At 63.2% G+C, this 26,337-nt stretch carries 24 protein-coding genes; 9 read left to right on the top strand and 15 right to left on the bottom strand.

Going from position 1 to position 26,337, the window contains the following annotated elements:
* The first annotated feature begins 20 nt into the window (after positions 1–20).
* The 3 genes from JFN90_RS20570 to rtcA all read left to right on the top strand — a co-directional run bounded on the left by JFN90_RS20570 (position 21) and on the right by rtcA (position 4,210).
* Positions 21–1,604 (top strand): putative bifunctional diguanylate cyclase/phosphodiesterase, encoded by a 1,584-nt coding sequence (locus JFN90_RS20570; protein WP_199396999.1) that lies wholly within the window; start codon positions 21–23, stop codon positions 1,602–1,604.
* Positions 1,605–1,983: 379 nt separating this feature from the next.
* Positions 1,984–3,156 carry a 6-phosphofructokinase gene (locus JFN90_RS20565; RefSeq protein ID WP_199396998.1) on the top strand — a complete coding sequence of 391 codons (1,173 nt, stop codon included), beginning with the start codon at positions 1,984–1,986 and terminating at the stop codon, positions 3,154–3,156.
* Positions 3,157–3,169: 13 nt separating this feature from the next.
* Positions 3,170–4,210 (top strand): RNA 3'-terminal phosphate cyclase, encoded by a 1,041-nt coding sequence (gene rtcA / locus JFN90_RS20560; RefSeq protein ID WP_199396997.1) that lies wholly within the window; start codon positions 3,170–3,172, stop codon positions 4,208–4,210.
* 54 nt (positions 4,211–4,264) lie between these two features.
* Here rtcA and JFN90_RS20555 read toward each other — a convergent pair whose 3' ends face one another.
* The 9 genes from JFN90_RS20555 to JFN90_RS20515 all read right to left on the bottom strand — a co-directional run bounded on the left by JFN90_RS20555 (position 4,265) and on the right by JFN90_RS20515 (position 12,094).
* Positions 4,265–6,457 (bottom strand): HAMP domain-containing methyl-accepting chemotaxis protein, encoded by a 2,193-nt coding sequence (locus tag JFN90_RS20555; RefSeq protein ID WP_199396996.1) that lies wholly within the window; start codon positions 6,455–6,457, stop codon positions 4,265–4,267.
* 270 nt (positions 6,458–6,727) lie between these two features.
* Positions 6,728–7,198, bottom strand: a complete 471-nt coding sequence (locus JFN90_RS20550; RefSeq protein ID WP_199396995.1) for an NUDIX domain-containing protein — start codon at positions 7,196–7,198, stop codon at positions 6,728–6,730.
* Between the two features lie 3 nt (positions 7,199–7,201).
* Positions 7,202–7,819: a trimeric intracellular cation channel family protein gene (locus JFN90_RS20545; RefSeq protein ID WP_199396994.1), complete on the bottom strand. Its 618-nt coding sequence runs from the start codon at positions 7,817–7,819 to the stop codon at positions 7,202–7,204.
* Positions 7,820–7,861: 42 nt separating this feature from the next.
* On the bottom strand, positions 7,862–9,535 hold the full coding sequence (gene hflX / locus JFN90_RS20540) for a GTPase HflX (protein WP_199397039.1): 1,674 nt from the start codon (positions 9,533–9,535) through the stop codon (positions 7,862–7,864).
* Between the two features lie 42 nt (positions 9,536–9,577).
* Positions 9,578–10,348 (bottom strand): enoyl-ACP reductase FabI, encoded by a 771-nt coding sequence (locus JFN90_RS20535; RefSeq protein WP_199396993.1) that lies wholly within the window; start codon positions 10,346–10,348, stop codon positions 9,578–9,580.
* Between the two features lie 202 nt (positions 10,349–10,550).
* Entirely contained in the window at positions 10,551–10,769 is a 219-nt protein-coding gene (locus tag JFN90_RS20530) for a hypothetical protein (protein WP_199396992.1), read from the bottom strand.
* A gap of 11 nt (positions 10,770–10,780) precedes the next feature.
* Positions 10,781–11,038, bottom strand: coding sequence for a TIGR03905 family TSCPD domain-containing protein (locus tag JFN90_RS20525; RefSeq protein ID WP_199396991.1), 258 nt, complete (start codon positions 11,036–11,038; stop codon positions 10,781–10,783).
* Positions 11,039–11,168: 130 nt separating this feature from the next.
* Positions 11,169–11,681, bottom strand: a complete 513-nt coding sequence (locus JFN90_RS20520) for a YkgJ family cysteine cluster protein (RefSeq protein ID WP_199396990.1) — start codon at positions 11,679–11,681, stop codon at positions 11,169–11,171.
* 2 nt (positions 11,682–11,683) lie between these two features.
* Positions 11,684–12,094, bottom strand: a complete 411-nt coding sequence (locus JFN90_RS20515) for a response regulator (protein ID WP_199396989.1) — start codon at positions 12,092–12,094, stop codon at positions 11,684–11,686.
* Between the two features lie 127 nt (positions 12,095–12,221).
* Here JFN90_RS20515 and ybaK point away from each other — a divergent pair, with 127 nt between their 5' ends.
* The 6 genes from ybaK to JFN90_RS20485 all read left to right on the top strand — a co-directional run bounded on the left by ybaK (position 12,222) and on the right by JFN90_RS20485 (position 18,111).
* Positions 12,222–12,704, top strand: a complete 483-nt coding sequence (gene ybaK, locus JFN90_RS20510; protein ID WP_199396988.1) for a Cys-tRNA(Pro) deacylase — start codon at positions 12,222–12,224, stop codon at positions 12,702–12,704.
* A gap of 2 nt (positions 12,705–12,706) precedes the next feature.
* Positions 12,707–13,546 carry an SIR2 family NAD-dependent protein deacylase gene (locus tag JFN90_RS20505; RefSeq protein ID WP_199396987.1) on the top strand — a complete coding sequence of 280 codons (840 nt, stop codon included), beginning with the start codon at positions 12,707–12,709 and terminating at the stop codon, positions 13,544–13,546.
* Between the two features lie 148 nt (positions 13,547–13,694).
* Positions 13,695–14,660 (top strand): tRNA dihydrouridine synthase DusB, encoded by a 966-nt coding sequence (gene dusB, locus JFN90_RS20500; protein ID WP_199396986.1) that lies wholly within the window; start codon positions 13,695–13,697, stop codon positions 14,658–14,660.
* A complete protein-coding gene (locus JFN90_RS20495) occupies positions 14,653–15,738 on the top strand; it encodes a two-component system sensor histidine kinase NtrB (RefSeq protein WP_199396985.1) in 1,086 nt (361 codons plus the stop codon). The genes dusB and JFN90_RS20495 overlap by 8 nt, the downstream gene beginning before the upstream one ends.
* Before the next feature lie 199 nt (positions 15,739–15,937).
* The gene (locus JFN90_RS20490; RefSeq protein WP_199396984.1) at positions 15,938–17,374 is read left to right on the top strand and encodes a sigma-54-dependent transcriptional regulator; all 1,437 of its coding nucleotides are present in this window, start codon (positions 15,938–15,940) and stop codon (positions 17,372–17,374) included.
* 173 nt (positions 17,375–17,547) lie between these two features.
* Positions 17,548–18,111 carry a hydrolase gene (locus JFN90_RS20485; protein ID WP_199396983.1) on the top strand — a complete coding sequence of 188 codons (564 nt, stop codon included), beginning with the start codon at positions 17,548–17,550 and terminating at the stop codon, positions 18,109–18,111.
* On the opposite strand, the gene JFN90_RS20480 is transcribed toward JFN90_RS20485, so the two are convergent.
* From JFN90_RS20480 to JFN90_RS20455, 6 genes are all read right to left on the bottom strand, one after another.
* A complete protein-coding gene (locus JFN90_RS20480) occupies positions 18,095–18,805 on the bottom strand; it encodes a response regulator (protein WP_199396982.1) in 711 nt (236 codons plus the stop codon). The genes JFN90_RS20485 and JFN90_RS20480 overlap by 17 nt on opposite strands.
* A gap of 355 nt (positions 18,806–19,160) precedes the next feature.
* The gene (locus tag JFN90_RS20475; RefSeq protein WP_199396981.1) at positions 19,161–20,444 is read right to left on the bottom strand and encodes an enoyl ACP reductase FabMG family protein; all 1,284 of its coding nucleotides are present in this window, start codon (positions 20,442–20,444) and stop codon (positions 19,161–19,163) included.
* A 121-nt stretch (positions 20,445–20,565) separates the two neighbouring features.
* On the bottom strand, positions 20,566–21,915 hold the full coding sequence (gene dnaB, locus JFN90_RS20470) for a replicative DNA helicase (protein WP_199396980.1): 1,350 nt from the start codon (positions 21,913–21,915) through the stop codon (positions 20,566–20,568).
* A 161-nt stretch (positions 21,916–22,076) separates the two neighbouring features.
* Positions 22,077–22,715 carry a DNA repair protein RecO gene (gene recO / locus JFN90_RS20465; protein ID WP_199396979.1) on the bottom strand — a complete coding sequence of 213 codons (639 nt, stop codon included), beginning with the start codon at positions 22,713–22,715 and terminating at the stop codon, positions 22,077–22,079.
* 263 nt (positions 22,716–22,978) lie between these two features.
* Positions 22,979–23,902 (bottom strand): dihydrofolate reductase, encoded by a 924-nt coding sequence (locus tag JFN90_RS20460; RefSeq protein ID WP_199396978.1) that lies wholly within the window; start codon positions 23,900–23,902, stop codon positions 22,979–22,981.
* A gap of 34 nt (positions 23,903–23,936) precedes the next feature.
* On the bottom strand, positions 23,937–26,282 hold the full coding sequence (locus JFN90_RS20455; RefSeq protein ID WP_199396977.1) for an endonuclease MutS2: 2,346 nt from the start codon (positions 26,280–26,282) through the stop codon (positions 23,937–23,939).
* Between the last annotated feature and the right edge of the window lie 55 nt (positions 26,283–26,337).

Raw genomic sequence — 26,337 nt, 5'->3', positions numbered from 1 at the left:
CCGGCTTACCAGGAGCAACCATGGACGGTGGCACGCTGGGCAAACTGCGCAACTGGTTCGGGAGCCTCTCCCCGGCGACCGTAGCCTGCATCTATATCCTCGCCAGCATCTGCTGGCTGCTTTTCGCCCACCTTCTCTTCGACCTGCTGTTCGCGGGCCGTCCCCACCTGGAACACCTCGCCTCCGGCGGACTCGAACTGCTGGGCGTCCTCACCATGGCCGCCATCATATATCTGCTCAACGCGAAAATAGAGGCGCGCCACCGGGCCAGCGAGCTCAGCATCAAAGAGCAGGCGGTGCGCGACGGTCTCACCGGCCTCTACAACCGCCAGGCATTCGACGACTTCCTGGCCCAGTCCATCGTCTTCGCCAAACGGCGCAGCGAGAGCGTGGCGCTGTTGTTCCTGGACCTGGACCGCTTCAAGCTGATCAACGACCGGCGCGGGCACTTCGTCGGCGACGCCCTACTCGCTGAGACCGCGCGCCGCCTGACCCGCTGCGCCATGCGCGGCGAGGACATCGTGGCGCGGGTAGGGGGGGACGAGTTCGCCATGCTGCTGCGCCATCCCGAGATGCCGGAGGGGCCAGCGGTGATGGCCAGGCGGGTGCTGGACGCCCTCGCAGAGCCGGTGCAGGTAGAGGGGGAAACCCTAAAGACCAGCGCCAGCATCGGCATCGCCCTCTTTCCCGCCGACGCCGACGAACCGATGCAGCTCTTCAAGATGGCGGACCTGGCGCTCGGGCAGGCCAAGCAGCAGGGACGCTCCACCTTCTGCCTCTACGGCGGCGAGTGGCGCGAGGAGCGTGACCACAGGATCCAGCTCGAGCACGGCCTGTTGCGCGCCATCAACCGAGGCGAGCTGTTCCTGGTCTACCAGCCCAAGTTCGATACCGCCAGCATGCGCGTGGTTGGGGTCGAGGCGCTGGTGCGCTGGCGCCATCCGCACCTCGGGGAGCTGGGCCCGGCGAGCTTCGTGCCACTGGCCGAGAAGGGGGGCCTCATCTGGCCCTTGACCGAGTGGGTGCTCAGAGAGGCCTGTCGCCAGGCGGCGCAGTGGTACCGAAGCGAAGCGCTCGACCTGAATGTGGCGGTGAACATGTCCCCCACGGTCTTTGCCCACGAGGAGTTGGAGCAGGCCATCGAGGCGGCGCTGCACGACTCGGGCCTGCCGCCGGACCGGCTCACCCTGGAGATCACAGAGCAGTCGCTCATGGTGTACGAGGCCGAGGCGGTCGGCGTCCTGGAGCGGCTGCAGCGCATGGGGATCAACGTCCAGATCGACGATTTCGGCACCGGCTACTCCTCGCTTTCCTCCCTGAAGCACTACCACTTCCAGGCCCTGAAGATCGACAAATCCTTCGTGAGCGACGTGGTCACCTCCTCAGAGGACGCCGCCATCGCCACTACCATCATGTTCATGTCCAAATGCCTCGACATGGAGGCGATCGCCGAAGGCGTGGAGAACGAGGCGCAGAAGGACTTCCTCGCCTCCATCGACTGTCGTCTGATGCAGGGCTTCTACTTCGCCCGCCCCATGCTCCCCTCCGAGATGTCCCTTTTCATCTCCCGGCTCACCCCCGCCAAGCGTGGCGAGAAGGGGTAGCCTAACCAAGGCAAATCCCCCCTGTCCCCCCTTTGCAAAGTAGGGAACCCTGGTTCACGAGCAGAGCTTCGGTGGCAACTTCCTCAATGCTTCCCCTTGTTCCCGAAACCGCAATTCAGACATTTCATTGGAGCCAATGGTGCGTCTTCCCGACGAGCGAGACACGACTATTACGTCCCCCCCTTCGCAAAGAGCAAGACGAGGCTACTACGTCCCCCCCTTTGCAAAAGGGGGGACAGGGGGGATTTGCTTCTTTGACCCAGGCGCCCAAAAGTCCCGGAATGACCTCGCGGAAACGGTATCCCCCGCCACCTTGAAATGAAAAGCCGCTCCTGTATAATGTGAAAGCTTTTTAATGCTGATCATTAAGGAGATTGCCATGGCAGACAGGCAGAAGACTATAGGCGTTCTGACCGGCGGCGGCGACGTGCCGGGTCTCAACCCCGCTCTGAAGACCCTGGTGGCCCGCGCCTCCGAAAGCGGCTACCGCGTGGTCGGCATCCGGCGCGGCTGGGGAGGGCTCTTGGCCTACAACCGGGACGACCCGGACAGCTGGGACCACACCGTGATGCCGCTGGATCGTCACGCGGTACGCACCGTGGACCGCTCTGGGGGAACCTTCCTGCACACCAGCCGCACTAACCCGGGCAAGGTGGCAGCCACCGACGTACCCCTGTTCTTGCGCGGCGACAACTTCGACCCCGGCGCGGCTGAGAGTCACGACTTCACGGCGCACATCCTCTCCAACCTGGAGCACCTGGGCATCGACGTGCTGATCCCTATCGGCGGGGACGACACGTTGAGCTACGCCGAGCGTCTGAACCGGGAAGGGGTTCCCATCGTGGCCATACCGAAGACCATGGACAACGACGTCTTCGGCACCGACTACTGCATCGGGTTCTCCACCGCGGTCACGAGGAGCGTCAACTTCATCCACAACCTGCGCACCAGCGCGGGGTCCCACGAACGCATCGCGGTGGTGGAGCTCTTCGGCAGAAACTCCGGGGAGACCTCGCTCATATCGGCGTACCTGGCCGGGGTGGACCGCGCGCTCATCTCCGAGGTTCCTTTCGACGTGGAAAAGTTGGCCCTGTTGCTCCAGGAGGACAAGAAGTCCAACCGCAGCAACTACGCCATGGTGACCATATCGGAAGGCGCCTCCATGGTGGGCGGCCAGATCGTCGAGTACGGCCAGGAGGACGCCTACGGGCACAAGAAGCTGGGGGGAATTGGCGTGGTGGTGAGCGAGGCGGTTAAGCAGTTGACCGGCTCCCATATTATCTACCAGCAGCTCTCCTACCTCATGCGCAGCGGCGCCCCAGACTCGCTCGACCTCATGGTGGCCTACAACTACGCCAACATGACCATGGACCTGATCACGGAAGGGATGTCGGGGCGCATGGTCGCCATGCAGGGGGGGACCTACCGGCACATCCCGATCAGCACCATCATGCAGGGTGAGAAGAGGGTGGATGTGGCCGAACTGTATGATGCCATCGAGTACCGGCCCAAGGTGCGCCACGTACTGGGCAAGCCGATGTTCCTGTACTGAAAGCGGTGAGGCCATGATCGAGATCGACGGCAGCATGGGCGAAGGGGGAGGGCAGGTCTTGCGCAGCGCCTTGAGCCTGTCCTGCCTTACCGGCCAGGCCTTCCACATCTACAACATCAGGAAAAACCGTTCCAAATCGGGCCTGATGCGCCAGCACCTGATGGCCGTGCAGGCGGCGGAGCGCATCTCCACCGCCAGCGTGGCCGGCGACCGGCTCGGTTCTCCCGAGCTGAGCTTTCTTCCTGACAGCATCACCCCCGGCGAGTACAGCTTCGATATCGGCACGGCCGGGTCCGCCACCTTGGTGCTCCAGACCGTGATCCCCCCCTTGCTGGCCGCCCGCAAGACCAGCCGGGTCACGGTGATCGGCGGCACCCATGTCCCCTTCAGCCCTTCCTGGAACTACTTCGAAGAAGTCTTCTGGCCTGCCATCGGCCGCCTCGGCGTGCGCGGGGAAACCCACGCCCTCTCTTTCGGCTTTTATCCCAAGGGAGGAGGGAGGGTGGGGTGCACCGTGGAACCGGCCGAGGTCCTCGCCCCTTGTCTGGTCAGGGAGAGGGGACGGCTCATCCGGCTGCGCATGGTTTCCGCCGTGGGGAACCTCCCGAAGACGATCGCGGAACGGCAGCTCCATGCGGCCCTGGCCGCCCTCAAGGGGAAGCTGGAGCGCGGCTTGCCTATGGACATCGAAACGCGGGAACTGACCATCCTGGGACAGGGGACCTTCATCTTCATCAAGGCGGAATACGAGCACGCGGTAGCGGGTTTCACCGCTTTGGGGGAGCGGGGCAAGCCCGCCGAAACGGTCGGCGCCGAGGTCGCGCGTGAGTTTCTCGAGCACCACGAAAGCGGCGAACCGATCGATCCCCACCTGGCGGACCAGTTGGTGCTCTACCTGGCCCGCGGCACGGGAGGCTCGCTCTTTCGCACCTCACGCGTCACTAGTCACCTTCAGACCAACCTGTTGGTGGCGGGATACTTCCTGAAGCTCGCCTGCCGTCTGGAAGGAAGGGAGGGGGAGGCGGGGGCCGTGGCCGTCACCCCCCATGTTTAAAAAGAAAAGGCGACCCACCGGGGCCGCCTTTCCAGTCACCAATCAACTTGTCCGTCAGTATCTTTCGAACCCCGCCTGTAAAAGACTCTCCTCGTTAGCGGTCAGGTTCAACTCCACACCGGTAAATCCAGCCAGCGCAGCTGCCGACCGGGTCAGCTTCTGGCGCCCCACCTTCTGCGCGGCGGATGCCGGCGCTTGGGGCGCACTCTTGCGCGGCTGCCGCTGTTCGACAGCGGTTGCGCCGACCTTGAAAAAGGCGATGGTCCCCTGCAGCTGCTCGGCCTGCGAGGCGAGTTCTTCCGCTGTGGAGGCCATCTCCTCGGAGGCGCTCGCGTTTTGCTGGATCACCTGGTCCAGCTGCTGAATGGCGCGGTTGATCTGCTCGGCGCCGGTATCCTGCTCCTTGCAGGCGGCGGAGATCTCCTGCACCAGTTCGGCCGTCTTGTGGATGTCGGGGACCAGCATCTCCAGCAAGGTCCCGGCGTGCTCCGCCACCTCGACCGAGGTCAGGGAAAGGTCTCCGATCTCGCCCGCCGCGCGCTGGCTCCGCTCGGCGAGCTTTCTCACCTCCGAGGCCACCACGGCGAACCCCTTGCCGTGCTCCCCCGCCCGCGCCGCCTCGATGGCCGCGTTCAGCGCCAGAAGGTTGGTCTGCCGCGCGATCTCCTCGATGATGGAGGTTTTGGACGCGATCTCCTTCATGGCCGCCACCGTCCTCGCCACGGCCTCGCCGCTTTCGCTGGCATCGGTCGCCGATTTCACCGCGATCTTCTCGGTCTGCATCGAGTTGTCCGCATTCTGCCTGATGTTGGAGGTCATCTGCTCCATCGAGGAACTCGCCTCCTCCGCCGAGGCCGCCTGCTCGCTCGCCCCCTGGGACATCTCCTCGGAGGTGGAACTGAGCGCCTGGCTCCCGGAGGTGACGTTGTCGGCGGCGATTTTCACGTCGGACACCACCCGGGTCAGGTTACGTACCATGGCGGCCAAGGCCTGCATCAGCCCGTCGTTTTCGGAGCGCTGCTTCACCTCGAGGAGCAGGTTTCCGTCCGCGATCTCCTTGGCCAGCCTGGTGGCGTCGTTGTTGGCGTCGATCAGGAGGTTCAGGCTGTTGATGATCTCGTTGAAATCGCCGTAGTAGGTGTCGGTAATCTTGCCGGGAATGTCCCCCGTGGAGATGCGGGCCAGGTGGCGCGAGGTGACGTCGATCGGCTGCACGAAGGCCTCGATCAGGCGGTTCTGTCCAACGAGGAGTTCGCCCCAGGCGCCTTGGAAGGCGGCCGCGTCGGAGCGCACGCTGAGCTTGCCTTCCCTGATCGCATTGATCAGCCCGTTCATCTCCGTGCTCAACCTCCCGATGGTGCCGATCATGGAGGAGAGGTTGTTGCCCATCAGGTCCCGCTCAGATTTCGGGGTCACCTGGACCGAGAGGTCGCCGTGGGCGACCCGCTCCGCGGCGAGTGAAGCCTCCTTGATGTTGTCGGCCATGTTCTTGAAGGAACGCGCCAAAAGGGCGATCTCGTCCTTCCCTTCAGTGTCGATGTCCACATCGACGTCCCCGAGGGCGAGCTTGTCCGCGCAAGCGGAGAGGGCGCTGACCGGGCGGCTGATGCTGCGGGTGATGAGGTAGCCGATGACCGCGCCGATGGCGACGGCGAAAAGGGCCAACGAGAGCGCGATGACGCGGGAGCGCGAGGAGAGGGCGGCAGCGTCGCCGTAACGCTCCTCGATCCCCTGTTCCTGGTACTGCACCAACTCCCGGAATGCCGAATCGATGGCAGCGCACAGCGGCTCGGCTTCCTTTTCGAATACCGTCGCGGCACGGGCGCTGTTGCCGGCCAGGGCCAGCTCGATGGCCTGGTTGTTCGCCTTGCGGGCATTGTCGAGCGAGAGCTTGGCCTTGCCGATCAGCGCCTTGCCTTTCTCGGTGCTCTCGAGTTTTTCCAGCTTATCCATGGCGGCCTTGTACTGCTGCCGGGCCTGTTCAATCTTCTTGTTTTCCTCGCGGCGTGCCAAGGGATCGGACTCGATGACCATCGATTTGATGCAGGAGACGATGGTCGAGACGTTGTCGGCGCTTTCGTTGGCCAGCTTGATCTTGGCGTAGTCTTTCTTGACGATGGTTTCCAACCCCTGGTCGATCTTGAGCATGCCGAAGACGCTGATGGCGCCGATGACAAGGAGTAGTAGCAGGATGATGCCGAAGCCAGCGCTGAGCCGTGTACCGATCTTCATGTCCTGAATCTTCATTTTCCCCCCTGGTTCGTTCGTAGTCGTGCCGCGGCCTGCCATGTGGCGGGCTCTGTCATCGCAGCGACGCTATCTACCCTTTCGTCCAGTACATTCGCGAACTTAAATGTATACGAGAAAAAAAGTAGGGTACAGTGGACCGCAAAAGGGCAGGGGGAGGGGATGTCTGTTTTGGGTTCGGTCGGTAAGGAGGTGAAGTTGCGCCGGAAACACGGGACGAAATGGTCAGACATAGCGCGGATGGGAAAAACGAAGCAGATGGTGGCGAAATTACCTATCGTGCGGCAGCGCCAGGGCGGTTACCTGGTCGATCAGTGGGAGCTGGCTGGCGAGGATCTTCTCTCTCGCTTCTGCGACGGTGAACCAGGCGGCTCTATCCACCTCAGGGAACTCCGCCTGCCGTCCCGAACGGGGCGGCCACTCCATGGTGAAGCCGTTGCTGATGAGCCCGGCGGGGTCCCAATCGCCGGCGAAGAGCCAGGCCTTGACCCGCTTGCCCCCCGCCTGCCTGATCTCGGCCAACTCCCGGAACTCCCCCTCCGGCGTGAGTCCCGTCTCCTCGCGAAACTCGCGCCGCGCTACCTGGAGCGGGTCCTCTTCCGGTAGGTATTCACCCTTGGGGATCGACCACGCACCGAGGTCCTTCCTGGCCCAGAACGGCCCGCCCGGGTGCACCAGCAGAAGCTCCAGTTCGCCGTTAACGACACGGTACATGATGAGCCCCGCGCTCTGTTTGGGCATGGCTTACAGCGCCTGGCCGCGCGGCAGTTGCCACCCCTTGACGATGGCGGTGCAGCGGATGGCGATCACGGTGAGGGCCGAGACGGTAAGGTTCAGTTGGGAGGGGAGGCTGGTCTGGTGCAGGAAAAAGAAGAGGGCGCCCCCGACCACGCAGGCAGAGGCGTAGATCTCGCGCTGCAGGATGAGCGGGATCTCGTTGGAAAGGAGGTCGCGCACCAGCCCGCCGCAGGTGGCGGTCATCACGCCCATGATAATGGCGCCCATGAGCCCCAGGTTGAACTGGAGCGCCTTGGAGGTACCGATCACCAGGAAGGTCCCCAGCCCGAGGGCGTCCAGAAGGAGCATGGCGCGGTTCATCCGCTCGAAGCTGCGCGGGGTGAGGAAAACAACCACCGAGGCTGCGACGGCGAGGTAGAGGTAAAGCTCGTTCTTGAAACAAAAGGGAGGGGTGTCGTTCAAGAGGACGTCGCGGATCACCCCGCCGCCGGTGGCGGTGACGATGCCGAGGACAATGATGCCCAAGAGGTCCATGCCGCGGCGCACGCCGGCCAGCGCTCCCGAGGCGGCGAAGGCGACGGTGCCCAGGAGATCGAGGGCGTAGATGATGGCTTGCTGGTCCATGTAAAGATCGGTTCCTCTGCTGACGGGACGGGAGAGCCGCGCCTACTCCTCGAACTCGTCGTGGTTCTCCCCCGGTGTCCGGTAATCCTCGACGTCGTGCCAGAAACGGTGCTGCAGCTCCTTCATGAGCGGTTCGAGGGTCTTGCGGTCCGAGGCGCTGATGGTGATGGCGCCGTACTTGCGGGTCAGCTGCCGCACCTTCATGAAGGCGAGGGGATCGCTCTTCTTTAGGTCCGGGAGCAGGTCCATCTTGTTGAACACCAGGAGGGTCGGCTTCTGGGACAGTTCCAGTTCGACCAGGATGTCGTTGACCTGGTTGATGTGCTCTTCCAGGCGCGGGTGCCCGCAGTCGACCAGGTGGACCAGGAGGTCGGCGTCCTTCAACTCCTCCAAGGTTGCCTTGAAGGCACCCAAGAGCGACTTCGGGAGGCTCCTGATGAAACCGACCGTGTCGGTGATGATCACCTCGCGGTCCAAGGGGAAGCGCAACCGCCGCGACGAGGTGTCCAGCGTGGCGAAGAGGAGGTCCTCGGTGAAAACCTCGCTCTTGGTCATGGTGTTCAAGAGCGTGGATTTGCCGGCGTTGGTGTACCCGACGATGGAGATGATGGGGATGCCCGCCTTGACGCGCTTCTGTCGGCGTTGGTAGCGGCCGTTGGAGAGTTCCTTCAACTCACGCTCCAGGTGCGCGATCCGGTCCCTGATGCGGCGCCGGTCGATCTCGAGCTTGGTTTCGCCGGGGCCGCGCCCGCCGATACCCCCCATGAGCCGGGACATCTGCACGCCGCGCCCGGAGAGCCTGGGCATCAGGTACTTCAACTGGGCCAGTTCCACCTGCACCTTGCCGTCCAGGGTGGTGGCGCGCCGGGCGAAGATGTCCAGGATCAGCTGGCTGCGGTCGATGACCTTCAGCTCGGTCAGTTCCGAGATGGAGCGCACCTGGGCCGGCGAGAGCTCCTGGTCGAAGACCAGCATGGTGGCGCCGTACTGTAGCGCCTTGATCACCACCTCCCGGATCTTCCCCTCGCCCAAAAGATAGCGCGGGTTGAACTCCTTGGGGCGCTGGATCACGGTGTCGAGGACGCCGACGCCGGCGGTGCGCGCCAGCTCCTTCAGCTCCTCGATGGAATCGACCGCCTCTTCCATGGGGCGTTGGGTCACGGAGATGAGGATGCCGCGCTCCTGGCCGCTGGCGACGACCTTCCCTTCCTTGAGGCCGCGCTCCATGGTCTGTTCCAGGGTTTCCACGAACCCCTTGAAGTCGAGGTCGTACTTCTGGAACGGGACCGAGGGCTCCACCTGGTAGGGGAGGTGCCCGCCGTCGGGCGGGATCAGCGCCGCGGTCTGGATCGAGAAACGGTCCGGGTTCTGGGTAAGCTGCAGGGCGGCGATCAGGTCCAGGCGCAACAGCGACAGGTCGGTCAGGTCGTCGTCGGAGAGCACCTCGCCTTTCAGGTGGGTGTGCACCAGGCGCACGCCGCGCAAAAGCCTTTTGCCCAGCGGGTAGTCCTCCAGCGCCGGGATCATGATGCCCCGCTCGTCCCCCACCACCACGTAGGCGATCTCGCCGATGCGGCTCACCAGGATGCCGATCTGGCGCCGGATCTCCAGCGAGATGTCGGCGAGCTCCCGGGCGAGTTCCAGGGAAACGACCTCGCCCGGTTTTACCCGGCGCCGGTACAGCCTCTCCAGCCTGTTTACCTGGCTCGGTTTCAGCCCTGTCAGATTACCGTGCAGTCCTTTTATGGCGCGCCTCCGCTACAGTCCGATGATGTTGTAGCCGCAGTCCACGAAGTGGATCTCGCCGGTGACGCCGCTGGCGAGCGGGCTGGCGAGGTAGAGGGCGGCGTTGCCGACCTCCTCCTGCGAGATGTTGCGCCGCAGCGGCGCCTTGTCGGCGACGTGCCCGGCGATCTGCCCGAAGCCGCCGATGCCGGCGGAAGCGAGCGTCCTCAAGGGACCCGCAGAGATGGCGTTGACGCGCGTCCCCTCCGGCCCCATCGCCTCGGCCAGGTAGCGCACGCTCGCCTCGAGCGCCGCCTTGGCGACCCCCATGACGTTGTAGCTCGGGAACACCTTCTGGGCGCCGTAGTAGGTCATGGCGATCACGCTGCCGTCGCGCCCCTGCATGAGCGGCGCGGCCTCGCGCGCCATGGCGATCAGGGAGTAGGCGCTGATGTCGAGCGCGGTCGCGAACCCCTCGCGGGTGGTGTTCAGGAAGGAACCCTTCAGCTCATCCTTGTTGGCGAAGGCGACCGAGTGCACCAGGATGTCCAGCCCCCCCCACGCCTCGCGCACCTCGCCGAACAGGCGCGCGATCTCCTCGTCGCTTCTCACGTCGCAGGGAAGCACCAGCTTGCAGCCGATGCTCTCCGCCAGCGGCATCACCCTCTTGGCGACCGCCTCACCCGCGTAGGCCAGCGCCACCTCGGCCCCTTCGCGCTGAAACGCCTCGGCGGTGGCCCAGGCGATGCTTTTATCGTTAGCTACTCCGAAAATAAGTGCTTTTTTGCCTTCCAGTAAACCCATGAACTCTCCTTGCCGTCGACTGCGCCAGATTAACCTTCTCTAGTCTGCCGGCGGATACACAGCGGCACATAATAATGAAAAAAGCTGGGGTTGGCAAGGGATATGACGGCTTTTTAAGGTGGGGGAGGGAGGGGGGAACCCTCCCCGCCACGGGTGGAGGGAGGGCTCGATGCGGAAACCAAAGGGGCGGCCGGCCGGCCGGCTACAGCGGCGGGTCGAGCGGGTGCGGCTCCTCGACGTCTCGTTCCTGCAAAAGACGCTCGATATGTTTCAGGCGCTGGTCCATCTCCTCCAGCATCGCAGCGGAACGGTCCACGCGCCCCTTGATGTTGAAGATCACGAAGGGAAGGATAAACCAGATCACCACCAGGAAGAAGCCGATGATGCTCATCATCATCATGAACCCGCCGAAGATTTCCATAATGCCCCCGTCTAGGAAGGAGTGGTGCTGCATTGTGACTGCTCCAGGGCTTTCGCCAACTGGTCCGGGCAGGAGGTGTCGCCCTGACAGGCGATTCCCTTCAGGCGCTTGATCGCCTCGGTTACCGCCATGCCGCGCACCAGGGCGGCGACCGCCTGGGTGTTGCCGGCACAGCCGTCCACGAACTTGGCGGCGACGATGACGCCGTCCTCGATCTCTATTTCGATGCGCGAAGCGCAGCTCCCGGATGTGTTGTAGCTCACCTTCATCTTGTTGCCTCTCCTTTGCCAGCAGTTAAGTATATGCGCACAAATGCTCCGCGCCAGCGCACCGCTCACGCGGCCGCGCCGACGCGAAATCATTGACACCGGGCCATATACCCTGAAGTAGATGGAAAAGTCAATCGGTGAGAGTGAGCGCCTGGGCTATGGTGAGCCGCTCCGGCCCCGGATAGGACTGCAGGTACAGCGCATTGACCGTGGCCAGCATCATGTTGAGCCGCTCCAGGTCGAGGACGGCGCTGCCGGGGATGCTGGGGAGCCCCTGGAAGTTTTCCGGGCAGAAATCGACCGCCCTTTCACCCTCGCGCAGCAGAAGAAGCGGCAGACCGTGGGTGCGGCAGATGATGGGACGGGCATGGTAGAGCAGGCAGAGCCCGTCGTGGAGCAGCGGGCAGGGGGAATCTACGTGCGCTGCCCGCGCCTTGGCGCGCACCAGTTCTGCCTGGTCGGTGGGGAGTTCCCGAAGCGCTGCGGCGAGCGCGGCGGCTTCCACGGCGAAGATGGAAAGGTGGCGGCAGCAGGCGTCGCAGCCGGCATGGCAGGTGATATGTGCGCTGAAGGTTTCCGAGGTGCGCCGGCAGATTTCGTCGACGCGGTCCAGTAGGGCGAGGTAATTTTGAAGTCCGGTCATGCTTACTCGGTGCCGCGCAGGGTCGTGCTGAACTCTTCCATGAGCTGCTTGTTCAGGTAGAAATACGGCTTCTCGATGGTGCCGCTGAAGCCGAAGGCTTGATAGTTCATCATGACGGGGTCGTCGGTGCGGCCGCTGGAGACGTATCCCTTGGCGGCGGGGTCTATCTCGAGCAGGCGCTTCATCGCCTCCTGCCCTCCCATGCCCCCGGGGATGTTCAGGTCCAGGATGACGGCGGCGAAGGGGGCTCCCGCTTCGTGCCGCTCGCGGTAGACCTCCACGGCCTGGGCGCCGTCGTTGGCGAATTCGACCTCGAAACCGTAACGCTTCAACGTTTCGCCCGCTACAAACCGGACCATCTCGTCGTCGTCCATGACCAGTACTTTGGGCGGCCGCTGGTTCTCATTTCCCATAACAAGTTACCCTAGTTACACCGTTGTTAAGCTGCTGAAGACGTGCTATTAATCTATAGCCGGTATGACCGTACCTGGCAAGTGACTTTTTTACTAAGGAAATCAAATCTATTGGAGGAGAACTGCAATGGCCAAGGTGAAATCGCCGGTCACGGCCGCCGTACGGGTATTGCGGCAGGCGGGAGTTGCCTTCGGTGAGCACCCGTATCAATACGAGGAGAAGGGGGGCACCGCCGTTTCCGCGCGCGAACTGGGCGTCGACGAACACAGCGTGATCAAGACCCTGATCATGGAGGACGAGACCCGCGCGCCGCTCGTGGTGCTGATGCACGGCGACCTCCAGGTTTCCACCAAGGAACTGGCCCGCGCCATCGGCGTCAAGAGCGTCGCCCCCTGCACGCCGGATACCGCCAACCGCCACTCTGGCTACATGGTTGGGGGGACTTCCCCCTTTGGCACCAGGAAACAGATGCCGGTCTACATCGAGGAGAGCATCCTCGCCCTGCCGCTTATATATATTAACGGCGGCAGCCGCGGCTTCCTGGTCTCTCTGTCTCCGTCCGAACTGCAACGGGTACTGAAGCCGGTCCCGGTGCAGGTGGGAATCTAGGCATGGCGGCGGGGCTCGACTCACTTTTCAGGGAAGCGGCCGAGACTGTCGCGGCCGCGCAGGCGCTGGTAGTCACCGCCGGCGCCGGGATGGGAGTCGATTCGGGGCTTCCCGACTTCCGCGGCGACACCGGCTTCTGGCGCGCCTATCCTCTCTACCAGCGTCTCGGCATCAGCTTCGTCGACGCCGCGAACCCGGAGCACTTCGAGCACGACCCCGCCTTCGGCTGGGGCTTTTACGGCCACCGCACCAACCTCTACCGCGCCACCGTTCCCCATCCCGGCTTCGCGCTCCTGCGCGACTGGGCCGCGCGCCTTGGCCTCGACCTCTTCGTCGCCACCTCCAACGTGGACGGCCAGTTCCAGAAGGCCGGCTTCGCGGACGATGCCATCCTCGAGTTCCACGGCTCCATCCACCACCTGCAGTGCACCGGTCCCTGCTGCGAGAGGATCTGGGACAACCGCGAAGAGTTTGGCATCGACCACGAAACCATGCGCGCCGACCACGTCCCGCTGTGTCCACGCTGCGGCAGGGCGGCGCGTCCCAACATCCTCATGTTCGGCGACTACGCCTGGATCGGCGCGCGCACCGCGCGCCAGCAGGAAGGTTTCCGTCAGTTCCTTTCCCGCCAATCCGGCCGGCGCATCGTGGTCGTCGAACTGGGGGCCGGGACAGCCATTCCCACCGTACGCGCCGCGAGTGAGCGTATCGGTTCCCTCTCCGGCGCTCGCGTCATCCGCATCAACCCGCGCGAGCCCGAGATCCGTGCGCCGCACCTCTCCCTTCCCTGCGGCGCGCTCGAGGGCCTATCCGGCATCGAGAAGGCGCTGGGGCTACTGTGAGCTTTGGGGGATTACCCCCTTTCCCCGTTCCAATTTCCCTACAACTTTCCACTGTTTTCCGTATACGCCGTCCACACAAAACCCTTGCGTTTTAAATTCTTAGTTGTTAGTATGCACATTTTTTAGGCAGATAAGGACGTTATCACATATGCAAAAGACGGTGGCCATCGGCTCCCTTACCTTGAAGAATCGGGTATTTCTGGCCCCTATGGCCGGCATCACCAACCTCCCCATGCGCATCATCGCCCGCGAGAGAGGGGCTTCGCTCACCTTCACCGAGATGGTGAGCGTCAACGGCCTGACCAGGGAAGGGCGCAAGAGCTTCGATCTGCTGAGGACCACCCCCGAGGACCGTCCCATCGGCATGCAGCTTTTCGGCGACGAGCCGGAGATGCTCGCCGAGGCGGCGCGGCTGGTCGAGGGATACGGCGAGCTGATCGACATCAACATGGGTTGCCCCGTGAAGAAGGTGGTAGGCACCGGCGCCGGCAGCGCCCTGATGAAGGACCCGGTCAAGGTGGGGCGCATCATCCGCTGCGTGCGCAAGGCGACCCCGCTCCCCTTCACGGTCAAGATCCGCACCGGCTGGGTCTGCGGCGACGACACCTTTCTCGAGGTGGGGCGCATCGCGCAGGAGGAAGGGTGCGACGCCATCACCCTGCATCCCAGGAGCCGGGCCCAGATGTTCGAGGGGAAGGCAAACTGGTCCAAACTGGCTGAACTGAAGAGCGCCCTGAAGATCCCGGTAATCGGCAGCGGTGACCTCTTCAGCGCGGACGACGTGGTCCGCATGTTCCGGGAAACCGGTTGCGACGCGGTGATGGTTGCCCGCGGCGCGATGGGGAATCCCTGGCTGTTCCGGGAGGCGCTCGCCCTTATGGCCGGCGAGGTTCCGGTCCCGCCGACGGTCGCGGAAAGGCTTGCGGTCGCCCGCAGGCATCTCGAGCTCTTCACCGAGTTCGAGGGGGGCAGAGTGGCCCTGATGGAGATGCGCAAGCATCTTGCCTGGTACTCCAAGGGGCTTCCGGGAGCCGCGCATTTTCGCGCCGCGGTGAACCGGATCGAACATACTGCCGAGCTTGTCGGGGCGATGGAGGAGTTTTTTGATGGTTGACCGGCTGGAGAACTATTACGCGAACGTGGTGGACAGCGTGGGCGACGGTGTCATCGTGCTGGACAACACCGGGGCCGTCACGCTGGTGAACCCGGCCGCGGAGGAACTGGCCGGCGTGTCCAGGCGCCAGGCGCTCGGGCATCTCTTCAGCGAGATCTTCAAGGATGATCGCGCCCTCAACGAGCTGGTGGCAAAGACCGTCAGCACCGGGATGTCGGTCTCGGACCATGAAAATATCGTGATCAAGAGGGGGAGCCGGGTCACTCCGGTGGGGACCAGCACCTCGCCCCTTCTCAGCGCGTGTGGCGAGCGGATCGGCACCATCGTGCTGCTGCGCGACCTGACCAACGTGCGCGAGCTCGAGAGCGCCGTCCGCCAAGCTGACCGGCTCTCCTCGCTGGGAGCGCTCGCCGCCGGCCTCGCCCACGAGATCAAGAATCCCTTGGGCGGCATCAAGGGGGCGGCTCAACTGCTCGAAATGGAGTTTCCCGACAACGAGGATCTCCGGGAATACGTGCGGGTCATGCTGAAGGAAGTGCAGCGGGTCAACGTCATCGTCGAGGAGCTCCTGGGCCTTGCCTCGCCGGGGCGCCTGAAGCTCGGTAAGGTGAACCTGCACCGGGTCCTCTCCGATATCGTCCTCTTGCAGAAGAACGCCTGCGAGGGGAAAGAGGTCTACCTGCAGCAGTACTTCGACCCCAGCATCCCCCCGATCCTCGCGGACGAGGCGCTCTTGACCCAGCTGTTCCTGAACCTGATCAAGAACGCCATGGAGGCGGTCGGTACCGGCGGTGTGGTGAAGGTCACCAGCCGGGTGCTGGCGGATTACGCGCTGACGCAGAAAGGGGAGCGGCGGGCCCGCATGGTGGCCATCGACATCTCCGACAACGGCCCGGGGATCCCGGCGGACGTGCTGGAGAACATGTTCACCCCGTTTTTCACCACCAAGTCCCAGGGGACGGGGCTTGGGCTCTCCATCTGCCAAAAGATCGTGTCCGAGCACCGTGGCATGATCCGGGTCGATTCCGATCCCTCCCGCGGCACCGTCTTCACGGTGATGCTGCCGCTCGTACAATAACGGCCGTTCTACGTTCTATGTTCTACGTTCTACATAAGAAGCAACGATGCTTCTGAGTTCAGGAATGGGGCATACGAACTGAACCGGCAATAATAACGTCTGACGTTCCATGCTCTACGTTTCAGTTTCAGGCAGTGCGGCCTGCAGGTTCAACCTAGAACGTAGAACGTAGAACATAGAACGGTTTCTAGGAGCATTTATGTCGATCAACAACATACTCGTGGCGGATGACGAAGAGAGCATGCGCTGGGTCCTGTCCAAGGCCCTCAAGAAAAAAGGCTTCAACGTGGAGTTGGCCAAGGACGGCAACGAGGCGCTCAAGCTCATCAGGGAGAACGTCTACGACCTCGCCCTTTTGGACATCAAGATGCCGGGCGTCACCGGGCTGGAGCTGCTGGACCGGGTCAAGGAAGAGCGCGCCGACCTGCTGGTGGTGATCATGACCGCCGAGGCGAGCATGAAAAACGCCGTCGAGGCGATGAAGCGCGGCGCCTACGACTACCTCACCAAGCCTTTCGACCTGGGTGTCATAGACGCCGTGGTGGAGAAGGTGAGCCGGGCGCGCGAGATGACCTCGCAGGTGTCGCTCCTCAAGGAGGAGCTGGCCGACCGCTATCAGCTCGAGAAGACCATCATCGGCAATTCGCCCGCCATGCGCGAAGTGTACAAGACCATCGGCAAGGTGGCCCCCTCCGACGTCACCGTCCTGGTGCAGGGGGAGTCGGGCACCGGCAAGGAGCTGATTGCCCGCGCCATCCACTACAACTCCAAGCGCCTGGGCAAGCCGTTTATTCCGCTCAACTGCGCCGCCATCCCCAAGGAACTCCTGGAGAGCGAACTGTTCGGCTTCGAGAAGGGGGCTTTCACCGGCGCCACCGAGAGGAAGCTAGGGAAGTTCGAGCAGGCCAACGGCGGCACCATCTTCCTCGACGAGATCGGCGACATGCCCATCGATCTGCAGGCCAAGATCCTCAGGGTGCTGCAGGAGCGCGAGATCACCAGGACCGGCGGCAATCAGAGCATTCCCGTGGATGTCAGGGTGGTGGCCGCCACCAACCAGGATCTCGAGGAGAGCGTCCGCAACAAGCAGTTCCGCGAGGATCTCTACTACCGCCTCAACGTGATCCCGATCCAGTTGGTGCCGCTGCGCGAGCGCAAGGACGACATCCCGCTGCTGGTGCAGTATTTCCTGGGCAAAATCTGCTCGGAGCTCGAGGTGCCGCAAAAGCGAACCTCCCCCGACGCCGTCAAGCTTCTCTCCAACTACAACTGGCCCGGCAACATCCGCGAGCTGGAGAACACCATCAAGAGGGCCGTGATCCTCTCGCCGGACCCGCTCCTGGTCGCCTCCGATTTCCCCGGCCTCAGAAGCCGTCCGGCCGAAGGGAAGGGGGAGGAGCTGTCGCTGGAGGGAATCGTCGACCTGAAGCTGCGTGGTTGCTTTTCCAACATGGAAAAGATGGAGAGCGGCGACGTGCACGCCATGGTGCTGGAACAGGTCGAGCGTCCGCTGATCCGTTTCGTCCTGGAGAAGACCCGCGGCAACCAGGTGCGCGCCGCCGACATCCTGGGCATCAACCGCAACACCCTGAGGAAGAAGATCACCGAGTTGGGTATCGAACTCCGCAAGGAGTAAGAGGAAGACAAGACTTTAAAAACCACACAACCATTAGCCACGGAGACAATCTGGGAACATCGGAGAAACCGTTTTTGGTTTTACCCCTGATTCTAGGTTTTCTCGGATTTCCTCAGAAGTTCTCCGTGGCTAATGGTTTTTTTGTTATTTCAATCTGCTTTTAGGAGGCTCCCATGACCTTGATGGAACGTTTTTTTCTGGAAAGAGAGAATGCGCAACTGGTGGTCGTCGACGTGCAGGACAAGCTCTGTCGCGCCATGGACGAGAAGGTGCTGGGGAAGTTGACCGGCAACATCTCCATCTTGCTCGATGCGGCGGCCGAGCTGGGCATCCCGGCGCTCGCCACCGAGCAGTACGTCAAGGGGCTCGGAGAGACGGTGCCGGCCCTGAAGGAGAAGCTCTGTACGCCGAGCCTCGAGAAGATGACCTTTAGCTGCTGCGGTGGGGAAGGTTTTCTGGAGACCCTGGAGAAAAACGGCAGGCGCCAGGTGATCCTGACCGGTATGGAGACCCACGTCTGCGTGCTGCAGACCGCGCTGGAACTACTGTCGCGCGGCTACGTGGTGCACCTGGTGGTCGATGCGGTGATGAGCCGCAAGAAGCACAACTGGGATATCGCGCTGCAGACCATGACCCAGGCCGGCGCGGTGATGACCTCGACCGAGTCGGTGCTATTCCAGCTCTTGCGCGTCGCCGGCACCGAGGAGTTCAAGAAGCTTTCTAAGCTCGTGAGGTAGGGGAAAGGGTGCTTACGTAGCGATCGATCCGCTCGCGGTCCTCGTCGGAGATCCCGATGAACTGAATGCCGAAGCCCTCCGGGAGTGCGCTCTTCCTGCGGGCCTTGCTGATGTTGAGCCAGGCGATGCGCCCCTTGGTCTGGATGATGGCGCCTACCGGTTCGGGAAGTGCGAAGAGCATCTCCAGCATGGTCCCCTCTGCCAGGTTCATGTCGGAGGCGAGATAGAGACCGTTTTGGCTTAAGTTGACGCTGAAGCCGGAGAGGGTGAGGCCGAAGGCCCTGAACTTCACGTTGAATCGGCAGCTCCCCCTTCGATCGCGCCGGTCCACGGCCGGCAGGAGCCTGCGGGCGGTATCGAGAAAAATCACGCGATCCAGAGGTTTGAAGAGCAAATCGTCGCACCCTGCTTCCAGGCAGAGGAGACGATCGGCCTCCTTCCCTTCAGAGGTGACCATAATCACCGGACTGGAGAGATGGGGGGCTTTTTTTATGGCGCGGCAGCAGTCGGCGCCGTCCATGACCGGCATGTGCAGGTCCATGATCACCAGGTCCGGGCGCTGTTCCCGGCAGATGCGCAGTGCGTCCACGCCGTTGCGGGCGGTAAGGATATCGACGGCGGAGAGGGCGAGAAAATCCTTTTCCAGTTCCAGAAACATGCTCACATCATCGACCAGCAGGACCTTGTGTGCCACATGTACTCCCTACTTCTTCGGTGTCATCAAGTGTTTAAGTTGAAAGAAAGCTTCCTGTTACCGTAACCGTCTCCACGAAGTGCCCCCGAGTTCCACGTCCCCCGCTTTGTGAACGAAGGGGAGACAGAAGGGGACTGGCTCCGCAGGTGCCTGTCACCCTAGCGGGACGCTCATTTCAGCCCTGCCGACTTCGCCGATGCCTCAAGGGGGACAGGCACCTCGCGGAGCCAGTCCCCTCCCACGACGTGCAGCCCGAGCCCCCGCGTCCTTCCCTTTGCGAAGGGGAGACAGAGGGGATTTGCCTTACAAAAAAAGGGGGGGCGAAACACGTTTCGCTCCCCCCCGATTTCGCCGCTTACCCTTTCGCCAGCGTCTTGGCGATCACGTCATGGTTCAGCCAGAAGACCGGCGCCTGCGGATTCCAGGAGCTGTTGAACATGAGGCTGCCGACACCCTGGAAGACGGCGCGCGAGAGCACGGCGCAGACGATGTCCTTCTGATCCGCGTTCATGCTGATCAACTCCGCCGAGGTGTTCAGCATGTACTCCTGCTGCTCCGGCTTGTTGTGCTGCGGCCAGCTGTCGAAGTCGCGGGTGCTTGTGATGAGCTCGGAGGTGAGGTAGGTGTTGGCGATCTGCAACAGGTCGTCAATGGTCACACCATCACGCAGCAGCGCCTGGCATTCCTGGAGCACCGACTCCACGCCTTCGCTACGCAGGGAATCCATCAGCGGGTAGAGTGAGTTCTCGACGCCGAGGAAGAGGGCGCTCGAGTTGGTGAGGATCTCCGGGCAGTTGTACACGGTCGCCTTGATGCCCTTGCCCCACGCCTCGATGGCGATGTCTTCCAGGCGGATCTTGGCCCAGCCCTGCAGGTACGGCGTGTAGGACTGCCAGGTGATGACGCCGTCGATCAGCACGCCGGTGCCGTGGTAGCCGTAGGCGGCGTAGTGGGTGTCGTGCTTCTCCCTGAGGCCTGCGGTGGCGTCGATCAGGTAGCGCAAGGTGTCTGCGGTGACCTCGTTGAAGCTCGTCTCGCACAGCTTGCCCATGTCGGAGTTCCAGAAGGCCTCAGAGGAGAGGAAACGGTCGCCCTGGCCCTTGAAGAGCTTGTTCAGGATCGGCATGAAAACGCGGGCGCGCGGGATGCCGCCGGCCATGGTATGGACCACGAGCAGGTTGCTTCCTGCCGGGATCATCTTCTCCAGCTCGGCGACCACGGCCGCGAGATTCTTGCAGAAACGCTCGGTGCCGCGCTGTTTGGAATATTCCACCTCAGCCGCGTCCAGCTTCACAGAGGCCCAGTCATCGGGCTTCACGCCCTTGAAGCGGTCTACCGGAGCGATGCCGTCCTGGCCCGGCTCCATGTCGAAGCCAGCCTCCAGGGGGATGTTGATGATCTTGCCGCCCAGTCCCGCCTCGGCGGTGGCGAGCTCTTCCTCGTTGAGCGGGCGCAGGGTGCCGTCGGCATCGCGCCTCCCCACGGTGGCGCCGATGATGGTCATCCCCTTGGCCCTGGCCTCGTCCACGATGCCATTGGCGTAGCCGCGGCCGAACAGCTCGCCGCAAAGAAACAGTACGTCCCCTGCCTTATATCCGGCGGTAGCCGGCACTTCCGTCATTGCATGATATCTGCTCATCAAAATTCCTTTCTATGTTGGTTTGCTCCTCTCCCTGGAGGGGGGAGGTTGACCCGTGCGAGACACTTGTAGGGGCGAATAATCATTCGCCCAGCACCCGTACCGGTCACGAATGGCGCATCTAGTATTCGTCCCTGTTGCTCAAGTTCTCGAAGCGGGTGAACTCGCCTCTGAAGGCGAGGTCGACAGTGCCGATGGGACCGCTTCTGTGCTTGCCGATGATGACCTCCGCCTTTCCCTTGAGATCCTCGTTCTCCTTTTCGTAGACCTCACCGCGGTAGACGAACATGATGATGTCGGCGTCCTGCTCGATTGCCCCGGACTCCCTCAAGTCGCTCATCATCGGGCGCTTGTCGGTTCTCTGCTCCAAGCTTCGGTTCAACTGCGACAGGGCGACCACCGGGATGGAGAGTTCCTTCGCCAGCGCTTTCAGCGAGCGCGAGATCTCTGAGATCTCCTGCTGGCGCGATTCGCTGTTGGCGCCGCCGCGCATGAGCTGCAGGTAGTCGATGACGATGATGCCGATGTCGTGCTCAGCCTTAAGCCGCCTCGCCTTGGAGCGCAGTTCCATTACCGTAATGGAGGGGGTGTCGTCGATGAAGATCTTGGAGTTGTGCAACAGTCCGGCGCCCTTGATCAGCTTGGGCCAGTCGTTTTCCTGCAGGTGCCCCGAGCGCAGGCGGGTCAGGTCGACGCGGGAGGCGGAGCACAGAAGCCTCTCCACCAACTGCTCTTTGGGCATCTCCAGCGAGAAGATGGCGGCCGGGAACTTCTTGTCCGAGTCCACCGCAGCATACTGGGCGACGTTGAGCGCGAAGGTGGTCTTTCCCATCGCCGGACGTCCCGCGATGATGACCAGGTCGCCGGCATGGAAGCCGGCGGTAAGCTTGTCGAGGTCGGTGTAGCCCGTGGGGACGCCGGTCACCAGCTCCTTCTTCTCGTAGAGGAGCTCGATGTTCTTGATGGTGTCCTTCAGGATGTCGCTGACCTTGTAGTAGGAAGGGCGGAGCTTGTTCTCCGAGATCTCGAAGATCACCTTCTGAGCCGAATCGAGCAGTTCCTCGACTTCCACCTTGTCCTCGAAGCCGTGGCTCACGATGTCGGTGGCGGCGGTGATCAGCTTCCTGGTGATGTACTTCTCCTTCACGATCTTGCAGTAGTAGGAGATGTTCGCCGCCATCGGGACGAAGTCGACCAGGGTCGCCAGGTAGGCGCCGCCGCCGACCTCTTCCAGCTCACCCTTCTTGCGCAGGATGGTGGTCATGGTGATCAGGTCGCAGGGCTCACCGCGCTCGTTCAACTCGATCATGGCGCGCATGATCTTGCGGTGGCTCTCCCGGTACATCTCTTCCGGGGTAAGGACCTCGAGCACGCGGTTGATCGCCTCGTTGTCGACCAGGATCCCTCCCAGGATCGACATCTCCGCTTCGATGCTTTGCGGCGGCAGTTTTCTCATGTCCGCTTGGTTCATACAGTTCCTCAAAAACAAAAAGCTGCGCCTGGGCGCGGCGGGACCTACCGGTTTTACTGAAGCGTCGAATAGTACCCGTTACCGGCGCCGGGGTCAACAAAATTGACGGTTTGCACTAGAATCTTGCCGGGTTGCGCCAGGGGCTGTGCCTCCCGTGGCAGCTACACGCCGCACTCCTTGAGGAAGGCGAGCGACTTCAGTTCCCGGTCCAGGTGGAGGTCGATGGCGGGGTTCAGGAGGAGGTCCGCCTCGCGCAGCAGGTCTTCGGGGAAGACCACGGCGCCGAAGCGTCCGGTTTGCATGGCGCGGGCGAGCAGGGATGCGGTTTCCTCGGAGACCCCGCGCACCTGCAGTTCAGGCTGATAGCCCAATATCTTCAGGAGGTTTACCGCGAAGAAGCGGCGGTCGGAGGGTGACGCGGGGGCGTCGTTGAGACATTCCAGGTAGCAGTACAGGAGGCGGAACAGGCGCGGGTTCGGTTCGTCCTCGGGGGTGAGCCGTTCCACCAGTTCGCAGGCGTAGGCGGCGCAGCCGATCCGGGCGAGGTCGGCGCGGATGCCGGGGAAGATGCCGATGATGTCGGCGCTGGAGAGGGTGGCGAGGCCGGTTCCTAGGTGCAGTTGCAGCTTCAAGTGTGCGAACGGTTCCAGCGCGCCGGCGAAGCGTTTTTTGCTCCGCTTGGCCCCGCGCGCCACCCCCTGCAGTTTCCCCTGTTCCAGGGTGAACAAGGTGACGATGCGGTCCGCCTCCCCGAAGTCGGTGAGGCGCAGCACTATCCCTTCAACTTCAGCATTTTTCATGCAGTGGAAAGTAGCATTGCGGTGGGTGGCGAGTCAACAACGATGCGGTGGATTGTGCGATGCGAATGGCGATGACTGTAGGGGCGAATAATCATTCGCCTAGCGCTGGTGCCGCTGAGGTGACCTTGATGCGTAGCGCCTGCCCCCCGACGGCGGCATCGGCTGCTGTCACGTTGTAAAGCTGGAGGCAGGGGGGGCGCATGCAAAGGCAGGGCGAATGATTATTCGCCCCTACCGTGGAATTAGGTCATGCCCGGGCCTCTCTACGACCGAATGTCCAGCTTGTGCATCAAAAGCCCCAAATACCGGTTCAGCGGGTGGCTCCTGGGCAGGGACTTGATCGGCGGGGTCCCCCTGGTGCCGCACTTGGCGAGCTCGGTGTAGAACTCCTGCCCGCCTCCCAATTGCACCCCCTTGCGCAGCATCTCCAGCCCTTTTCCCTTCTCCCCGGAGAGGACCAGTATGCGCCCCAGGTTCAACCGGATGCGCAGGTTGTCGGGATCCTCCCTAAACGCACTCTCCGCGAGCTTCAAGGCATCGCCCAGGTCGCCGCCGCTTTTCGCCTGGCTGAAGGCGAGGTCGGAGGCGGTTTCCGGACTTTCTTCCAGTGCCTGCGCCTGACCGAAGCAGCAGCGGGCGAGGAAGTAGAGCTGGCGGTTCAGCGCCTCCACCCCCTTTTGCCGCAGCTCGAACACGTCGCTGCCGGGCTGGATCTGGTCCACCTTCTCCAGCACCACGTAGCTGGTTGGAGGAGAGCCTTCCAGGAACTCCTCCCGATGCATCTCGGTGAAGGAGCAGGGGGGCTGCGGGAAATGAACGTCGCCCTGGTACTGGCCGTGCACCACGGTGAGGTAGATCCTCTGGCTCAAGGGGAGCGCCTCCCGGAACACCGCCTCTCCGCCGCAGATGAAGAGCTCCTCGTCCCCCTCGGCGGCGGCGATCCCTTCCTGGAGGGTTCGGGCCACGATGATCCCGTCAGTCCTCCCCATGCTCTTACTGAGCACGATGTTCTTGCGCCCGTCCAGCGGATGGCCGATCGACTCGAAGGTCTTTCTCCCCATCAGCACGGCATGTCCCATGGTGAGGCTTCGGAAACGCGCCAAGTCGGCGGGAATGTCCCAGGGGAGCTTCCCGTGCGCGCCTATCACCCGGTTGTCAGACATGGCAGCTATGATGGAGATGATCATAAGGCCTCCGCGGTCAACTTTGATTGCAATACAACTAGCGCAGCGTCACCACCGTCACGCCGTCGCCCCCTTCGAAACGCTCGCCGGTGCGGAACTCCGCCACCAGCGGGTGCCCGGTCAGGTAGCTGCGCACCCCCTTCATCAGTGCGCCGGTCCCCTTGCCGTGCACGACGCGCACCTCCGAGATCCGGTCCAGCGCGGCGTGGTTCAAGAAGGGCTCCAACTCGCCGATCGCTTCCTCCACCCGCAACCCGAGCAGGTTGATGCTGGTTGCGGGCTCCTGTGCGGCCGACTCGGATTCCTGCTGCTTGGCGCGCTGCCTACGTACTTTCTTCGGCTCTTTTCCCTTGGGCTTTAACAGCGATGACAGGGCCACGTCCAATTCCATGCTGCCGGCACGCACGCGGGCGCGGGCGCCGCGGCGATCGACGGAGAGGATGGTGGCGTCGCAGTTGAGCGGCTTGACGAAAAGGATGTCCCCGGCGGCGACCTGGTCCGGGTCCACGATCTCCTCGGGGTGCAGCCCCTCCAGCGCCGTTTCGACCTCGCGTGCCGCCTGGTCCAGTTTCTCCTTGGCCTCGCGCGCCTTGTCGCGCTTGGCCTCGTCGATCAGGCCGGCCACCTCGCGGCGCGCCTTGCCGATAATCTGCTGCGCTTCAAGAAGTCCCTTCTCGCGGGCGTCCTGCACCAGCCGGGCCGCCTCGTCGCGGCGGTCGACCAGGCTGCGCTCCGCGCGTCCCACTTTCTCCTCGCGCTCGGAGAGTTCGGCCAGGGTGCGGTCCAACTGTTCCCTCTTCTCCTTCAGGTCGCGCAAGAGGGCGTGGAAGTCGGCCTCCATGGTGCCGATCATGCCCCGGGCGAAGGTTACCACCCGCTCGGGGAGCCCATAGCGGCTGGCGATCTCGAGGGCGTGCGATTCGCCCGGCTCGCCCACCACCAGTCGGTACAAGGGCGCCAGCTTCTGCCGGTCGAAGGCCATGGCCGCGTTCACCATCCCGGTCTCGCGCTGCACGAAGCCGATGATCTCGGTGAGGTGCGTGGTGGCCACCACCAGTGCCCCCTTGTTCTGCAGCTCTTTGAGGACGGCGCAGGCGATGGCCGCCCCCTGTCCCGGTTCGGTGCCGGTGCCGAGTTCGTCCAGGAGCACCAGCGCGCCGCGGTCGGCGTGCTCGATGATGCTGGAGATCTTGGAGATGTGGGCCGAGAAGGTGGAGAGGCTCTCCTCGATGGACTGCTCGTCCCCGATGTCGACCAGGATGCTCCGCACCATCGGCAGCACCGTGCCGGGGAGGGCGGGGACCGGCATGCCGCACAACGCCATGACGGAGAGGAGTCCCGCGTTCTTGATGGCGATGGTCTTGCCGCCGGTGTTCGGGCCGGTGACCACCATGACGTGGTTCTCCGCAGCCAGTTCCAGGTCCAGGGGGACCACGTCCTTACCCATCAGGGTGAGGATCGGGTGGCGTGCCCCCTTGAGCAGTATGGTCGGCGTGTCGGAGATGACCGGCGTCTCGCTCTTCAGACGGTCGCTCAAGGTGGCGATGCAGTTCAGGATGTCGAGTTCCACCAGCGCCTCGAACTGCTGCTGGATCGCCTCGGCGTCCTCCCTGATCCAGTCGCAGATCTGCCGCACGATGCGGATCTCCTCGGCGCGCTCGTCGGCCACCAGGTTCTCCAACTCGTTGGCGAGGCCGATGATCTCCAGGGGCTCCATGAAGGCTGTCTCGCCGGAGTTGGAGACGTCGTGCACCACCCCCGGCACCATCCCCTTGGAGTCCATGCGCACCGGGATCACCCAGCGCCCGGACCTCTGGGTGATGAAATCGTCCTGCAGGAAGATCGCGGTGTGCCGCTCCCGCACGATCTCCTCCAGCCGCTTCTTGATGCGGGAGGTGAGCCCCTTCTTCCTGCCGCGGATGTCGGCCAGCAGGCGCGAGGCTGTGTCCAGGATCTCGCCTTCCTCGTTCACGGTGTGTTCGAGCGGGTTCAAAAGGTCGGGGAATCCGGTGATGACGCCGGCCTCGGCGAGCAACAGCGGCACGTCGCCGCGGAAGCTAAGTTGCGCCGCCACCGCGGCCATCACGCGCAGGGTGGGGATGAAGCGCTGCAGCGCAACCGGTGCGATGACCGCGCCCTTGGGACGGACCGCCCTCACCTGCGGGGTGATGTCCTCGAAGGGGGCGAGCTTCAGCGCGATGCCGAGCCGGGTCAGCTTGCGTATCTCATCGACGAGCCCCAGGCGCAGTTCCATCTCCTGGCGGCTGTGAAGCGGTGCTATGGCAAGGGCTCCCTCGTGGGAAGCCTCGCAGTGGGCGAAGGTTGCGGCGGTTTCCAGGATCTTGTCGAATTCCAGCCGCTTCAGGGTGTCCTTATCGATCATGTACATGACTCCGGGGGAACAAACAGGCAAAGTCCACGGGGGAGGATTTTGGCGA

Origin of the sequence: Geomonas propionica (assembly GCF_016458235.1) — a bacterium.
Taxonomy (GTDB): domain Bacteria; phylum Desulfobacterota; class Desulfuromonadia; order Geobacterales; family Geobacteraceae; genus Geomonas; species Geomonas propionica.
This window is presented reverse-complemented; position numbering and strand designations above follow the sequence as displayed.